Raw genomic sequence first — 14,865 nt, forward strand, 5'->3', positions numbered from 1 at the left:
TACCCCATGCCTGCATCCAGTCGGCAATCCCACGCCCGGCCCAGCGAGCCTCAAAAACCGGCTTCAGAACCGACCGGTGGATCGAGGCTAAGGCGCTGGAGCTGAAGGAGTTGGACGAGTTCCTGCTGGCGCGGGCGATGGAGCACGACTCCCCGTCCCTGCCGCCTGGGAAGGACAGCTGCGGGCTATCCGGGCTTGGCCGGTGTGGTGGGCTGATCCGGGTCAGATCGTGCCCCCGGGTCGGCCACCCCCGCTTCGAAGGCCAGTACGACCGCCTGGGTGCGGTTGCCGACGCCCAGTTTGGCCAGCACGTTGCCCACATGGGTCTTCACGGTCTCCAGGCTCACTACCAGCCGGGCGGCGATCTCCTGGTTGGACAGCCCCCGTGCCATGAGCCGCAGCGTCTCGGTCTCACGGCCGGTGAGCGCGGCGGTCACGGAGGCGTCCCGTCGTACGGGCCGGCCGGCGGCCATCCGGCGGACCGCGTCCGGGAACAGCACGGAGTCACCGGCCATCACCAACCGGATGGCGTGCGCGATCTGCTGTGCAGGGGCCCGCTTGCGGATGAACCCGCTGGCGCCCGCCCGCAGGACCTCCCAGACGTACTCGTCGTTCTCGAACGTGGTGATCACCACGACCTTCGGCGGGTCGGGCAGCGTCCGCAGTCGCCGGGTGGCATCGATCCCGTCCACTCGCGGCATGCGCACATCCATCAGCACCACATCCGGTCGCAGCCGGGTCACCGCGGCAACCACCTCGGCGCCGTCGGTGGCCTCGCCCACCACGTCCAGGTCGGGCTTGGCCGACAGCAGCGTCCGTAGGCCGGTGCGGGTCAGCTCGTCGTCGTCCACGACGAGCACGGTCACGGGCGGGTCGGTGTCCTGGCCCGGCGCACTGGAGACGTTCATGACACCGACCGTAGCGGTATCCGGACCAGGAGCCGCCAGTGCGTTTCCCCCGCGTCCCTGCCGTCGCTGACGGCGGTGTCCACCACCCCGGCGTGCGTCTCCCCCCGAAGCAGCCGCACCCGATCCCCGATCCCCCGCACACCATGGCCCCCGGACCGCTGTTGGGCAGGTGCCCCCGCACCGACCGGATTGGTCAGCTCCACCTCCAGCCACCCGTCCCGCACCGTCGTCCGCAGCTGGATCCCGACCTTCCCTCCGTGCCGCAGGGCATTGGTCAGCCCCTCCTGGACGACCCGGTACGCCTCCCGCGACACCGTGGCCGGCACCCGGGCCAGGTCGCCTTGGACCTCCACTGCCAGCTCCGCGCCCGTTCCGCGGACTCCCTCCACCAGCGGGCCCAAGTCCGCGAGAGTCGGCCGGGGCGCTGTGGACGGCCGCTCCTCCCGCAGCATCCCGAGAACATGGTCGAGATCGTCCATGGCAGCCCGAGAGGTCTCCTCAATGCTGTTCAGGGCACGCCTGGCCCCGGCCGGGTCGCTGCCCATCAGCTCCACCGCCACGGCCGCCTGAATCGTGGACGCCGTCAAGGTGTGGCCGATCGAGTCGTGCAACTCCTGAGCCAGCCGGTTCCGCTGCGCCAGCAGGTTCATCCGCTCCTCGGCGGCGGCCAGCCGCTCGCCGGGCCGGTGGCCGAGGAACACCGGCGCGAGCGGCCGAAGCACGGCCGCGCCGCCGAGACTGACCCCGACCGCCAGTGCCAGACACCCCACGGCCAGCAGCAACGCCCACGCGCCCAGCCAGCCCTCCCCCATCCGCAAGGACAGCCCGAACACGGCCATACGCTCCTCACCGCCCAGCCAGACCGCGGGAAACGCAACCGCTCCGAACGCGGCCAAGCACGAGACCGCCGTCACCACCCCGCCGAGCACCATGTGCAGCACCAGCCACACCGACGTGCGCAGCCGGTTGACCCAGTGCCACCCCATCGTGTCCACCGGCGCGGGCAGACCGGCCCCCAGCATCCCATTGGCCAGCCGCACGCTCGCGCGCCTGGCCGTCAGAGAAGCGCCCATGGCCACGGTCACCACGGCGAACGCGAGCACGAAACCCAGCGCACGGAGCCCCACCGGCCACCTCGGCGGTGCGAACACTATCGCCGCCGTCAGCGGCGGAAGGCTCATGGCCGCGCCCAGGGTCGCGTACATCCAGTCCCGGAACACAGTCCCGCGCGAAGGCGGGCGAATTGATTTACGCACGGTCGGACCGTACCTCCGCGCCACGCCCGGTCGCCTCCCCCGAAAGAGCCAGAACGCATCCCGACAGTGGGGGAACCGTAATTCACTCCTGGTGGTGATACACATCCTGCTGCCGAATGCGAGGGTTGAGAACCGCAATCCCAATGCGGGCACCACAATTGCAGAAGTAGAAAGGCGAACACGTTCGTGCTCTCCAACCATTCGAAACCCGCCGCCCGTAAAGGTGTGACGGCCTTCCTCATCATCTCCTTCGCCGGAACCTGGCTGTGGCTGCTGTGCGCCCGGGCGGTCCTCGGTCTGTCCTCGACGAACCTCCTCCTACAGCTTCCCGCCTTCTGTATGCCCGGCATCGCCGCGGTGGTCGTCCGCCGCTGGATCACGAAGGAGGGGTTCGCCGACGCCGGGCTGAAGCTCCGCCTCAAGGCCGCCTGGCGCTACTACGCCATAGCTTTGCTGGGGCCACCGTTCATCGCGGCGCTCACTCTCGCTTTCGCGGCGGTGGTGGGCCTGTGGGACCCGGACCTGTCCGGCCCGGGAGGGATACCCGGAACGAAGGACCTGGTGTCCGTTCTCGGTCTCATGGCTGTGGCCCTGATCCTCACCCCCCTCTACGCGGGCGAGGAATTCGGCTGGACCAGCTATCTCAGGCCGCGTATTTTCGGCGGCCGCACGGTGCCGTCCCTCGTCGCCACGGGCCTCATCTGGGCAGTGTGGCACTTCCCGCTGGCCTTCATCGGCTACATCGAATTCCCGAACGTGGCGGTCGGCCTGGTGGTGTGGACACTTTTTTTCCAGCTCCAGGAAATCATGCTCATGTGGCTCTACCAGCGCAGCGGAAGTGTCTGGGTCGCGAGCGTGGCCCACTCGGGGAACAACATGGTCTGCTTCCTGATCCTCGGTGAAATGCTGAACGACACAGAAGGTCTGGGCGCGCTCGCCCCCATTTTGCTGTCCCTGGTCCCCATGGCCGCCATCTGCCTGTGGATCGTCGGAAGCCGAAGGCTGACACACGAGCGTCCGCTCCCGGACCCGATGCTCGCACGGCACGGCGGCGGGACGGACTGAGTCCAACCGCGGACGCGCACCATCGGTGGTCGCCGCCGCCAAGCTCGCCGAGCCGCGGGACCTGGCGGTCACGGCGCCTGAGCGCTGGGAGGAAGCCGGAAGCCGACAGGCGCGTTCGAAGCGACCATGGCCGCCGGGATGGCCGCATCGATGGCGGCAGCCGCGCTGATCGTCATCGGCGAGGGCAAACCCGGGCCCGGTCAGGACGGCTGAGCCGCCAAGAGAGCCGAGAGTGATCGTCGCCGCTCTCCGTGTTCGCAGAAATGACCAGTTCTGCGAACACGCACCCCCGGCGGAGGCAAGGTCGCCCCCAAATACCACACCCCCCGCTTCATGCTTGTCCCCCAACTGCGCGCCGAGTTGGAGGTCCGCACCCCCGCCGACCGGGGCGCGCCTGGGAGATGGGCCCGGCCATCGACACAGCGGTACCGCCCACCGCCACAAAGCCCACGAGGGCGGGTTGCTGTCGCTGCAGCACAGCCCAGCAAGAGCTGGAAAGCCAACTCGACGCCCTGACGGCCGTGGGCTGCGACCCGATCTTCTCCGAGAAGATCAGCACCCGCATCAAAGCGCGGCCCGAGTTCGCCAAGGCCCTGGACTTCGCCCGCACCATCAAGAAAGCCGTCCCCCACCAGGCCGTCATCTTCACCGTCCAGAGATGAAACGGCTCGGACGCGGTGCCACCGAGCTCCTGACCATCGCCGAGGACCTGCGCACCGCCGACATCCAGCTCGAACTCCTCACCGGCCCCCTTCAGGGCGTCTACGACCCCAGCGGACACGGCGCCGCCCTCTTCGCGTTCTTCGCCGGCATGGCCGAGTCCGAACGCGAGTACATCCGCGAAAAATCCCTCGAAGGCCAAGCCTCCGCACACGAACGCGACGCCACGGCGGCCGGCCCAAGGTCTTGACGACGACATGGCAGCCTACGCCCGCACTCTTCGCGCCAATGGCGTCCCCGTCCCCGAGATTGCCCGCAAACTCGTCATCCCCACCGGCAAGAACAAGGGCGAACACCCCTCCGTGGCCAGCGTCTACCGCGTCCTGGCCGAGGACGGCGAACCCGACGCCACGGCGTGACCGGCGACTGACTGCCCAGCACCACGCTCAGAGCCGCATCGTCCCAAGTCGGCGATATCCTTTGTTTCTACGGCGGATGCTACGAAGACCGCCTGATCAGCGCGTCAGCGTCAGCGTCGGGTTGCCCTGTTCGTCGCCCTCCAGGGGGCCGATCAGCGCCGTGAACTCGGCGCTCCGGACCCTGAGTCCGGTCTCGGTGCGGGTGATGACCGGAGTGAACGGCTGTGCCGGAGCGCCGTACCGTACCGCGAAAACGTGCAGGTCGGCAGGGGAGTCCGCGAGCGGCTGCGCCTCCAGGGCCGTGGTCGTGGTCAGGTGGCTCCAGCCCTCGTCCGGGTTGCCGTAGCCACGGGGGTCGGCCGCGAGCGCGAAGGCCGCCTGTTCCTGGGTGAGCGGGGACGCGCTGGTGAAGTGGTACGGGGAGGCCGCGTCCGGGTGCGTCAGGCGCAGGTCCGACGGCGAGTGTGCCCAGCCCTCCGCCGGGGTCTCGATACGGCGCAGGCGGTCGCCGTCCGCCGTGACGTACGGCAGGCCCGCCAGGAAGTACGGGGAGCCCGGGAGCCGTTCCACCACGGTGACCGTCCAGAGGTGGGCGCCATCGGTGACGTACAACGACCGCACATGGCGGAGTGTGTGGTCCCGGGTGACGACCGGTTTGGTGATCAGCTTGGCCGTCAGGCCGTCCGCTCGGGCGTCGCGGACGCGGATCTCGCCCATGGGCCGACTGAGCAGGTGGCCGTCCGTGACCGGGCCGAAGCCGTGCTGCCGGTTGACGGCGGCGGGGATCGCGACCGTGTCCGCCGCCTCGATCAGGGCCGGGGTGAGGTGGGTGTCGAAGGAGACCGTCACCTGGCCCGACCGCAGTTGGTGGCGGACCGGGGAGGTGCTGGGGGTGCGGTGCCAGCTCGTGGTGTCCTGGATCTGCCAGACCAGCATGAACGCGAAGTGGCCGTCGAGGCCGCCGTCCGCCTGGACCGCGTGGCGCGACCAGCGGGTGTCGCCCCGGTAGCGGCCGAGGTCGGCGCCGATACGGGCGCCGAAGTAGCGCAGGCCCAGGACCGATTCGAAGGCCGAGTGCTGCTCGCTGTAGCGCGGGCCGCCGATGTCGAAGCCGCTGCCGGCGAGACGCGCGTCCAGATAGCGGGCGAGTTCGTCACCGTCGTCCGCGAAGACCTGTTCGCCACCGGCCCGGTGGGCCTGGGCCAGGAAGGAGAGGGAGATCGGCCCGTAGTTGTTGTCGTACGCGCCGCCGTGCTCGGGCGGCAGCAGGGCGCCCCGGTCGCGTACCCGGTGGGCGCGGATCTCCGTTTCGTACAGGCGCAGCGCTTCCGTACGTACGGACTTGGCGTCCCCTACCGGCAGGTGCGCGGCCAGCATCAGGCCGCCGACGACGCAGCCGATGGCCTGGTTCGCCGCCTCCTGCGGGTTGAAGAAGGTGGCCTCGGTCAGCCAGCGCCAGTAGCCGTGGGCGGTGGCGAGGAGGGAGTCGTACTGGTCGTCGGCGAGGAGGTCTTCCGCCGTGTCCAGGACGTTGACCGCCTGGAGCAGCGCCCAGACCGTGGACGGCCAGTCCCCGATCGGATGCGCGCCGGGGGCCAGGACATAGCGCGCGTACGGCAGTCCCGAATCGCGCACCCGGAGGTTCGGGTAGCCGGGGTTGTCCGTCCGGAAGACGCGTTCGCGCAGATGGAAGGCGGTGGAGCGGCGTACGGCCTCGGGGAGCGCCGGGTTTCCCGTACGGCGCTCGGCCAGCGCCAGCAGTGCGGTGATGCCGAGCGAGGTGTCGCCGATGTCCTCGACCGCCGCCGGGTGTTCGAGGTTGCCCTCCGGGGTGAGCCGGGCGAGGGCCTCTTCGGTGACGGCGGCGAGGACCGTGTCGTACGCCGCCGGGTCGTCCGGCAGGCTGTGCAGGGAGCCCCGCTGGTGGGGGAGGTAAACGGACATGCGGTGTTCCGGTCAGCCCTTCATTCCCGAGGTGGCCATTCCCTCTACCAGCCTCTTCTGGAAGATCAGGAAGCAGATCAGCGTCGGCAGCAGCGCCAGCGCCGACATCGCGAACATCGGGCCGAAGGAGGATCCGCTCGTCTTGTCGAGGAAGAGCGTCAGACCGAGCGGCACGGTGAACTTCGCGTTGTCGGAGAGGTAGACGAGCTGGCTGAAGAAGTCGTCGTACGTCCAGATGAAGGTGAAGATCGTCGTGGTGACCAGGGCGGGCTTCATCAGCGGCAGGATGATCTTCAGATAGATCTGGCCGGGGTTGGCGCCGTCCATCATCGCGGCCTGGTCCAGCTCGCGCGGGATCGAGCGGATGAACTGGACCATCAGGAAGATGAAGAACGCGTCCGTCGCCAGGAACTTCGGGACGATCAGCGGCAGGAACGTATTGATCCAGTTGAGGTTGAAGAAGAGCGTGTACTGCGGGATCAGCGTCGCCTGCATCGGCAGCATCATCGTGCCGAGCATCAGCGCGAACCAGATCTTCTTGCCCCGGAACTCGAAGCGCGCGAAGGCGTAGGCCGCCAGCGAGCAGGACAGCACGTTGCCGATCACCGCGCCGATCGTGACGATCAGCGAGTTGACGAGATAGAGCGAGAAGGAGTTGCCGGATCCGCTCCAGCCCTTGGCGTAGTTCTGCGGGTGGAAACTCTGGGGCCAGAGGGACGGATCGGTGAAGATCTCCTGGTCCGGCTTGAGCGAACTGCTGACCATCCACATCAGCGGATAGAGCATGACGAGCGCCACGCCGATCAGCAGGGTGTGGGTCAGGATGCGGCGGCCGGGGATGGTGGGTTTTGCGGCCTTGGGGGTTTTCGGCCGTGCTGTTTCGGGGGTTTTCGTGAGCGTGGACATGTCGTACGTACTCCTCACCGACTGCTCAGTCGTCGTAGTGAACCCAGTAACGGCTCGCGATGAAGTTCACGGCCGTGAACAGGGCGATGACCAGGAACAGCACCCACGCCAGCGCGGAGGCGTATCCCATCTGGAAGTCGGCGAAGCCCTTCTTGTACAGGTAGAGCGAGTAGAGCATGGTCGAACCGATCGGGCCGCCGCTGCCACCGCTGATGACATAGGCGGGGGTGAACGTCTGGAACGAACCGATGATCTGAAGTACGACATTGAAGAACACGATCGGCGTCAGCAGCGGCAGGGTGATCCGGAGGAACCGGGTCAGCGGGCCCGCGCCGTCGATGGACGCGGCCTCGTACACATCCTTGGGAAGCTGCTTGAGCCCGGCCAGGAAGATGACCATCGGCGTACCGAACTGCCAGACCGCCAGCAGGATCAGGGTGTAGATCGAGGTGTCCGGCGAGGAGATCCAGTCCTGGCCCTTGATGCCGAACCAGCCGAGCACCGCGTTGAAGAGCCCGTCCTCACCGAAGATCTGGCGCCACATGATGGCGACGGCGACCGCACCGCCGAGCAGCGACGGCAGATAGAACGCGGCCCGGTAGAAGCCGAGTCCGCGCAGCGGGCGGTTGAGCAGCATCGCGACGCCGAGGGCGAGGGCGAGCTTGAGGGGGACGGAGACCCCGACGTACACCAGCGTCACCCGGACCGACTGCCAGAAGTTCGGGTCCTCGGTGAACATACGTTCGTAGTTGTCGAGGCCGGTCCACTTGGCCGGGGTGAGCAGGTCGAAATTGGTGAAGGAGAGATAGAGGGAGTCGAGCATCGGGCCGATGACCAGCCCGAACAGCCCGATGAACCAGGGAGCCAGGAAGAGGAACGGCCACCAGCCACCCGCGCGGCGACGGGCCGCGCGTTTGCGGTCACGGTCGCGGTCGGCGGGCGCCGCCGAGGCCGGCGGCTCCTCCGCGACCTTGTGCACTGTCTCGGTGGTCACACTCATCTCCCTGGCTCTCCTGGTCCTGTCCTTGCTTCTCCCCGTACGGGTGGCGGTGCTTTCCCGTAACCGGTGGGGGCGGGCTCCGCTACGCCGACAGAATCCCGTTGGCCTGGTCGAAGAACTCGCCCAGGGCCGCCTTGATCGACTTCTTGCCGAAGGCGATGGCCAGGTTGGACTGGAACAGCAGCTCCGTGATCTGGTCGGCGCCCTCGGGCGGGGCGACCGGCGCGGGCAGCGCGTTGCTCGCCTTGGCGACGCGGGCGGAGATATAGGCGGACGCCTCGGAGGCACGCTTGTCGTTGGCCGACATCTCCGGCGCGACGATCTCGCGGGCCTTGGCCGTCGGCGGGATGCCGCGCAGCAGGCCCATGGTCCTGATCGCGGACGTGTCCTGCGCGAAGTAGGTCATGATCTTGACCGAGTCCGCGATGTGCGAGCTGCGCTTGGTGGCGCTGAGCAGCACACCGCCGTTGACGTAGTTGCCCTCGTGCGCGCCCGACCAGCCGCCCTGTGGAGTGGGGACGAAGTCCAGGACGGCTCCGGTGATACTGCCGCCCGTACTGGTCAGCCCCGAGTCGAAGGTGATCATCGCCTTGCCTATGACCACCGCGTTCTTGGTGAGGTCGTTGTGCGCGGAGGAGGTGACCGCGCCGCCCGGCGAGGCGTTGATCTTGCGCATCTCGGCCCAGTAGGTCCACCACTCCTCAAGGGTGTCCTTGGTGTAACCGAGCTTGCCGTCCGCCGTGTAGAGGCTCTGGCCCTTCTCCCGCGCGAAGATGTCGAACGCCTGGTTGGTCGAGCCGCCGCCGTCGTCCACGCCGAAGGTCTCGCCACCGCTGGCCTTGTAGACCTTGGCCGCGTAGCTCCTCAGCTCGTCCCAGGTCCACTCCTTGTCGGGCTCCGGGAGACCGAGCTTCTTCAGACCCGTCACATTGATGGTGACGATGTTCACGCCGAGGCCGGACGGCACTCCGTACAGCTTGCCGTCGACCGTGCCCGCCGCCAGCAGCTCCTTGGAAAAACCGGTCAGCTCCAGGGACTTGCCGACGTACTCGTCGAGCGGGGCGAGCACGCCCTTCTTCGCGTACGAGGCCACCAGCGCGGTGTCCATCTGGACCAGGTCGGGGGCGCTGCCGCCGGAGACCTGGGTGTTGAACTTGTCGAAGTAGCCGTCGTAGCCGGAGTAACGCGGCTTGACCTTGATGTCGGGGTTCTTCTTGGTGAAGGCCGTCAGCGCCTTCTGGTACGCCGCGTTGCGCAGGTCGCTGCCCCACCAGGACATGGTCAGGTCGCCGCCGCCGGAACTGGCGCCGGTGCCTCCGCAGGCGGAGAGGGTGGAGCCGAGCGTCGTCGCGGCGGCGACCACGCCCGCGCTGCGCAGCAGTGTTCTGCGAGAGATGTTCTGACCCACTGGGTTCTCCCTGAGATGCGTGGTGGACGACCCGGCCGGGCTGTGCCGCACGGGGTGCCGCTGGGATGACTGGAGTGCTGGGTGCGCTCCCGGAGCCTGCGGCCTCGCCCGGCCGTTCCGCTCCTGACGGGGTACGGAGTCCCCGGCGCACCCCGTCCCCGGGGGACGGGCCTGCCTTCGCCGTACGAGCACGCCCTCGTACGACTGCTGTACCGATGAGCACGGTGGGACGCCCTGCCCGGAGCCGGTTTCCGCCGACTCCGGGTAGGACGGAGTCGGTTTCGCCGACTTGGAAAGCGCTTGCCGAGATCGTCACCGACAGGAGCGGGAGAGTCAATGCCCGGCCCTGTCCCCTCCCGTAACGGTTTGGACTCCACACGCCACCGCGAGCCGGGCCGCACCGGCCACCGTGCCGCTCTCGCCCGCCATGCTGCTGACCACCTCGGTGGGCCAGCTCAACCGGGCCAGCTCGGCCCGCACACCGGGCAGGAGCTGCGGATTCGCGCCGATGCCCCCGCCGAGGACGATCAGCCCCGGGTCCAGTACGGCGGCCACGGCGGCGGCGAGCCGGCCCACCTCCCTGGCGTGCGCGGTGACGAACGCCCCGGCCCCGGGCCGCCCTTGGGCCGCGAGCGCGAACAGCTCCTCGGCCGTACGCGGACACGGTCCGTCACCGGGGTCCCACCCGGCGGCGACCCGGCGGACGAGCGACCCGGCGCCCGCGTAGGTCTCCAGGCCCTCGTGGACGGACTCCCGGCCCTCGGCCCAGGGGTAGGGCAGCCTGGCTATCTCCCCCGCCGCCCCGTTGGCCCCGCGCAGCACCTGGCCGCCGACGACGATGCCGAGGCCGATCCCGTACCCCACCTGGAGGTAGCCGAAGCTGTCGCGGCCGCGGGCGGCGCCCTCGTGAAGCTCGGTGAGGGCGGCGCAGTTGACGTTGTTCTCGATGCGGACCGGGATCTCCGGGGGCAGCGCCAGGGACGCGACGGCGTCCGCGACCCGGGGTGTGGCGGCGTCCGCGACCCGGGACGTGCCGGCGCGCGGGCCAGAACCGCCGTGGACCGGGGCCACGTCGGGGACCGCGATGACCGCCGCGCGGACCCGGACCCCGGCCAGGGCGACGAGCGCGGCATGGACGGCGGCGCGGGGGCCGGTGGCCCCCGAGTTCGCGTCGTACGCCCCGCTCCGGGCGCGGGCCCCGGGGATCGGGGCGTCGTACGCCCCGCTCCGGGCGCGGGCCGCCGTCCTCGCGGCGGCCGTGGTGCGGGAGACGAGGACGGTGCCGTCGAGGGAGCAGCCGCCTACCTCGGTGTGGGTGGAGCCGAGGTCCACGGCGAGGACGCAGCCCGCGGCCGGGCCCAGCCCGTACAGGGCGGCGGAGCGGCCGGTGTTCCCGTGGGAGGTGCCGGTGCGGGCGGCGAGGCCCGCGGCCTCCAGCTCCGCCACGGCGGTGGAGACGGTGGGCTTGGACAGGCCCGCCCGGACGGCGAGCTGAGGTCTGGTGGCGACGCCCGCCCCGGCCAGCACGGTGAAGACCGTGGCGGCGCTCTCCGTCAGCGTCGGCTGCATAGATTCCCCCTGCGTGGGTTCTCCGTAGGGAGGTTGCCCCGTGTGGTCCGGGTGATCCGGGTGATCCGGGTGATCCGGTGGGTCATGCGTCGTACTTGCGTTGCCGAAGCGTCATGGTCGCGTTGCGTTGCCGAAGCGTCATGGTCGGCGTCGCAAGTCGGCGTCCGTCGTAAGTCGGCGTCCGGGCCGGGGTCGTGAGTCTTGACGCACCCTACTTCGTTAGTTAATTTCCTAATGAACTTCGCGGTACTCGCCTGCCGCGCACGCCCCGAGGCCCGTACCGCCCGTACGGGATCTCCTGACCGCTCCTACAGCTCCTGACCGCTTCGACAGCTCCAGACCTCTCCGAACAAGCTTCGACAGCTCGGACAGCTCCGCGCTCAGGCCGCTACGGCTCCGCTTCGAGCTGCTCTCCCGTTCTTGCAGGATTCAGGCTGCTCCCGTCACGGTTCGCCCGCCGTGCGCAGTACCCGCGCGACGAAAGAGGCTCCGTGCAGGTCCCCATGTCCCTCACAGTCGGAATCGACGTGGGCGGCACCAAAACCCATCTCCGCGCCTGCGCCGACACGCAGACCGTCACCGACCACGTCCGGTCCAGCAGCGGCTGGCCGCCACACGACACCTCGGCGGCCGCCGGCTGGCTGGCCGCCCTCATCCTCGACACGCTGCCGCCGGACACCCGGCCCTCCTCGGTCGCCGTGGGCGGGCACGGCTGCGAGAGCCCCCGGCAGTGCGAGGAGATCCGCTCCGCGCTCCGGGCCCGTCTGGGCGTGCCCTGCCTCGTCGTCGGCGACGCCGAACTCCTCGCGCCCGCCGCGGGGGTGACCGGCGGTGTCGGTCTCGTCGCCGGTACGGGCTCGGTCGCCGTGGGGCGGCTGCCGGACGGCAGCCCGGTCCAGGTGGGCGGCTGGGGCGCGGTGCTCGGCGACGAGGGCGGCTCCGCCGGTCTCGTACGCGAGGCGGCGCGGGCCGTCTGGGCCGCGCACGACCGGGCCGAACCCCCGGACGAACTGGCGCGGCGGCTCACCGCCTCCCTCGGCGTCCCCGAGGTCCCCGCCCTGGCCGCGGCCCTGGAGGGCGCCGCCCGGATCTCCGCCGACTGGGGACGACACGCCCCCAGCGTTTTCGAAGCGGCTGCCGCAGGTTCACCCCTCGCCCGTACGGTGATCGCCGAAGGGGGCCGGGCCCTCGCCGAACTCGTCGTACGGCTCGCCGCACGCGGGGCCGCCGTGAACGACGTGGTGGTCGCGGGCGGCACCGTACTCGCGCAGCCCGCCCTGTACACGGCTTTCACCGAGGCCCTGGCCTCGGTCCTCCCGCAGGCCCGGACCCGCCCACTGCGGGTGCCGCCGGTCGAGGGAGCCGTCGCACTGGCCCGTTCCCTTCGGTGATTTCGGCAGTTCCGTCGATTTCGGTCATATCGATTGCGGTCGCTCCGGTGACCTCGAAGATTCGCATCTGAGGAGAGCAACACCTCATGACGACACTGCCCCCGGCTGGCGTCCGCACCGCAGAGACCCCCACGACGAAGACGCCCACCGCCGAGACGTCCGTCGTGGCGACATCCGTCGCCGGCGCGTCCAGCGCCGAGACGTCCAAGGAGTCCTACCGCGTCGGCCGCCGCGGCTTCCTGCGGGGCTCCGCCGGGATCTCCGCCGCGCTGGTCACCGGCCCGGCCGTGCTCTCCTGGCTGGCGAACCCGCAGTCGGCCGCCGCCGCGACCGCCGTGAAGTCCGGCGCGGCGGCCGGTGCGAAGTCCGCCGCCCCGGCGTCGTTCGTCGGCTTCGTCAACAGCTACCGGACCAACACCCTCGACAACCTCACCCCCGAGACCAACGCGGTGGTACGCGTCCTCAACGGGATGCAGCGCGTCTGGAAGACCGGGGCCACCTGGGACACCGGCACCCCACTGATGCCCGATGTCCTGCGCGACAACATGAGGTACTGCGCGCGCGTCACCTCGGCGCGCACCGAGGAGCAGGCCCGCCAGGCGTTCATCCACGACCGGCAGGACCAGAGCTACGCGGCGATCGGCGGCCTCGGCCCGCTGGCCGAGCTGTACCGTACGGGCGCGAAGGCCGTCACCAGCATCACCACGGCCCCCGACGGCATCCCCGCCGGCAAGATCAACGACGCCGTCCCCGCCGGCGCGCCCGCCGGATCCAGCACCGGAGCCGGATCGGTCTCCTCCGATCTGGGCAAGGTCGTCGAGCTGGTCAATACCGTGCGCGGCCCGTTCGCCTCCAGCAACCCCGGCAAGATCTCCTATCAGTACCCCCGGCCCTGGCGCATGACGGTGGACAGCGAGGTCGTCCCGACCGGCGCCACCGACGAACTGGGCTACCCCGTCTACCGCTCCGACGTGATCGTCGTCAAGCAGCTGCTGCGCCAGCGCGGCACCACCCCCGCCGAGGACGGCGGCTACCCCAGCGGCCACACCAACGCCTTCTACCTGGCCTCTCTTGCCCTGGCGTACGCGATCCCCGAGCGCTTCCAGGAGCTGGTGGCCCGCGCCTCGGAGCTCAGCCACACCCGCATCGTCGCCGGAATGCACTCCACCGTGGACGTCATCAGCGGGCGCGTCATGGCGACCGCGCTGGCCGCCGCCACCCTCGCCGACCCGGCCAACACCGCTCTCAAGTCGGCCGCGCGCCGCCAGGCCGCGTCGTACTTCCGGACCCGGACCGGCTCCACCGCCGACACCCTCTTCGCCTACGCGCACTCGGCCGGGCCCGACACCGACCCGTACGCCGACCGCGAGGCCAACGCCGCCGCCGTCACACCCCGGCTGACCTATGTCCTGCCCCGGCGCGGCGCGTCGAAGGACATGGTCGTGCCCGAGGGCGCCGAAGTCCTCCTGGAGACGCGGCTGCCGTACCTGGACGCCGACCAGCGCCGCGAGGTGCTGCGTACCACCTCGTTGCCCTCCGGATACGTCCTGCTCGACGGCAGTGAGCTGTGGGGACGCCTCAACCTCTTCGCGGCGGCGGACGGCTTCGGCGCGTTCGACCGCGAGGTGCGGGTCACCATGAACGCCGCCAACGGCGGCTTCGAGGCGGCCGACAGCTGGCGCAACGACATCGACGGGCGCGGCGGCCTCACCAAGAGCGGCACCGGCACGCTCACCCTCACCGGCGCCAACCGCTACAAGGGCGGCACCCTCGTCCAGGAAGGCACCCTGGCCGCCGGATCCCCGCACGCCCTCGGCCACGGCGATGTCCGGGTGCGCGGCGGCGCCCTGCGCCTGACCTCCACCGAAGGCCCGGTCGAGGTGCGCGGCGACTACGCCCAGTCGGCCGGCTCCACCCTGGAGGTGACCCCGCGCACCACGGGCGGCCGCGGCGGACGCCCCACCCGCGACCCGGCCCTGGCCGTCCGGCGCGAGGCCGTCATCGGCCGGGGCAGCGCGCTCGTCATCCAGCCGGACGACGCCCACGCCCCCGCCCGGGGCACCACGGTCACCGTGCCGGTGATCAACGCGCGGACGCTGCGCGGCCGGTTCGACACGATCACCGTCCGGGGCGAGGGATACCGCGCCGAGCCGGTGTACACGGGCGGCGGTCTCTCCGTACGGCTGACCCGCCGCTGAGCCCGGCAACCGCACGAGCCGCGCAAACGGTACGAGCCGTACGAGCACCACGGCCACCACGAGCCGCGCAAGCAGCACCACGGGCCGCACGAGCCGTACAAGCAGCAGTACGAGCACCACGATCGACGAAAGGCGCCACCT

General features: G+C 70.2%; 12 protein-coding genes and 1 pseudogene. 6 read left to right on the forward strand and 7 right to left on the reverse strand.

Annotation, left to right across the window (positions count from 1 at the left end; genetic code table 11):
- Nucleotides 1–185 precede the first annotated feature (185 nt).
- Both ACIP8W_RS25000 and ACIP8W_RS25005 read right to left on the reverse strand, forming a co-directional pair.
- Nucleotides 186–908, reverse strand: coding sequence for a response regulator (locus tag ACIP8W_RS25000; protein WP_402204680.1), 723 nt, complete (start codon nt 906–908; stop codon nt 186–188).
- On the reverse strand, nt 905–2,089 hold the full coding sequence (locus ACIP8W_RS25005) for a sensor histidine kinase (RefSeq protein ID WP_402204682.1): 1,185 nt from the start codon (nt 2,087–2,089) through the stop codon (nt 905–907). Before ACIP8W_RS25005 ends, ACIP8W_RS25000 begins: the two co-directional genes overlap by 4 nt.
- A gap of 261 nt (nt 2,090–2,350) precedes the next feature.
- On the opposite strand from ACIP8W_RS25005, the gene ACIP8W_RS25010 reads away from it, so the two are divergent.
- From ACIP8W_RS25010 to ACIP8W_RS25025, 4 genes and pseudogenes are all read left to right on the forward strand, one after another.
- Entirely contained in the window at nt 2,351–3,229 is an 879-nt protein-coding gene (locus tag ACIP8W_RS25010; protein WP_402204684.1) for a lysostaphin resistance A-like protein, read from the forward strand.
- 263 nt (nt 3,230–3,492) lie between these two features.
- Nucleotides 3,493–3,747: pseudogene (locus ACIP8W_RS25015) on the forward strand (hypothetical protein); the annotation flags it as partial.
- On the forward strand, nt 3,690–4,139 hold the full coding sequence (locus ACIP8W_RS25020) for a recombinase family protein (RefSeq protein ID WP_402204686.1): 450 nt from the start codon (nt 3,690–3,692) through the stop codon (nt 4,137–4,139). The pseudogene ACIP8W_RS25015 and the gene ACIP8W_RS25020, both read left to right, overlap by 58 nt.
- A 7-nt stretch (nt 4,140–4,146) precedes the next feature.
- A complete protein-coding gene (locus ACIP8W_RS25025) occupies nt 4,147–4,308 on the forward strand; it encodes a hypothetical protein (RefSeq protein WP_402204688.1) in 162 nt (53 codons plus the stop codon).
- A 96-nt stretch (nt 4,309–4,404) separates the two neighbouring features.
- Here the strand turns inward: ACIP8W_RS25025 and ACIP8W_RS25030 are convergent, their stop codons facing one another.
- The 5 genes from ACIP8W_RS25030 to ACIP8W_RS25050 all read right to left on the reverse strand — a co-directional run bounded on the left by ACIP8W_RS25030 (nt 4,405) and on the right by ACIP8W_RS25050 (nt 11,135).
- Nucleotides 4,405–6,252: a hypothetical protein gene (locus ACIP8W_RS25030; protein ID WP_402204690.1), complete on the reverse strand. Its 1,848-nt coding sequence runs from the start codon at nt 6,250–6,252 to the stop codon at nt 4,405–4,407.
- A gap of 12 nt (nt 6,253–6,264) precedes the next feature.
- On the reverse strand, nt 6,265–7,158 hold the full coding sequence (locus ACIP8W_RS25035; RefSeq protein WP_401956176.1) for a carbohydrate ABC transporter permease: 894 nt from the start codon (nt 7,156–7,158) through the stop codon (nt 6,265–6,267).
- A gap of 25 nt (nt 7,159–7,183) precedes the next feature.
- On the reverse strand, nt 7,184–8,158 hold the full coding sequence (locus tag ACIP8W_RS25040; protein WP_402151039.1) for a carbohydrate ABC transporter permease: 975 nt from the start codon (nt 8,156–8,158) through the stop codon (nt 7,184–7,186).
- Between the two features lie 82 nt (nt 8,159–8,240).
- Entirely contained in the window at nt 8,241–9,566 is a 1,326-nt protein-coding gene (locus tag ACIP8W_RS25045; protein WP_401956174.1) for an ABC transporter substrate-binding protein, read from the reverse strand.
- 333 nt (nt 9,567–9,899) lie between these two features.
- Complete coding sequence (locus ACIP8W_RS25050; protein WP_402204693.1) at nt 9,900–11,135, reverse strand: ROK family protein; 1,236 nt, start codon at nt 11,133–11,135, stop codon at nt 9,900–9,902.
- Between the two features lie 503 nt (nt 11,136–11,638).
- On the opposite strand from ACIP8W_RS25050, the gene ACIP8W_RS25055 reads away from it, so the two are divergent.
- On the forward strand, nt 11,639–12,526 hold the full coding sequence (locus tag ACIP8W_RS25055) for an N-acetylglucosamine kinase (RefSeq protein WP_401956172.1): 888 nt from the start codon (nt 11,639–11,641) through the stop codon (nt 12,524–12,526).
- Between the two features lie 86 nt (nt 12,527–12,612).
- Nucleotides 12,613–14,724: a phosphatase PAP2 family protein gene (locus ACIP8W_RS25060; RefSeq protein ID WP_401956171.1), complete on the forward strand. Its 2,112-nt coding sequence runs from the start codon at nt 12,613–12,615 to the stop codon at nt 14,722–14,724.
- Nucleotides 14,725–14,865 lie beyond the last annotated feature (141 nt).

This window comes from Streptomyces sp. NPDC088554, from assembly GCF_044752945.1.
Lineage (GTDB): Bacteria > Actinomycetota > Actinomycetes > Streptomycetales > Streptomycetaceae > Streptomyces.

Excerpts from the sequence above, each read along its gene's own strand:
- ACIP8W_RS25025 (WP_402204688.1), top strand. The coding sequence starts at position 4,147 with ATGGCAGCCTACGCCCGCACTCTTCGCGCCAATGGCGTCCCCGTCCCC.
- ACIP8W_RS25040 (WP_402151039.1), bottom strand. The coding sequence starts at position 8,158 with ATGAGTGTGACCACCGAGACAGTGCACAAGGTCGCGGAGGAGCCGCCG.
- ACIP8W_RS25030 (WP_402204690.1), bottom strand. The coding sequence starts at position 6,252 with ATGTCCGTTTACCTCCCCCACCAGCGGGGCTCCCTGCACAGCCTGCCG.
- ACIP8W_RS25005 (WP_402204682.1), bottom strand. The coding sequence starts at position 2,089 with ATGAGCCTTCCGCCGCTGACGGCGGCGATAGTGTTCGCACCGCCGAGG.
- ACIP8W_RS25050 (WP_402204693.1), bottom strand. The coding sequence starts at position 11,135 with ATGCAGCCGACGCTGACGGAGAGCGCCGCCACGGTCTTCACCGTGCTG.
- ACIP8W_RS25035 (WP_401956176.1), bottom strand. The coding sequence starts at position 7,158 with ATGTCCACGCTCACGAAAACCCCCGAAACAGCACGGCCGAAAACCCCC.
- ACIP8W_RS25000 (WP_402204680.1), bottom strand. The coding sequence starts at position 908 with ATGAACGTCTCCAGTGCGCCGGGCCAGGACACCGACCCGCCCGTGACC.
- ACIP8W_RS25060 (WP_401956171.1), top strand. The coding sequence starts at position 12,613 with ATGACGACACTGCCCCCGGCTGGCGTCCGCACCGCAGAGACCCCCACG.
- ACIP8W_RS25055 (WP_401956172.1), top strand. The coding sequence starts at position 11,639 with ATGTCCCTCACAGTCGGAATCGACGTGGGCGGCACCAAAACCCATCTC.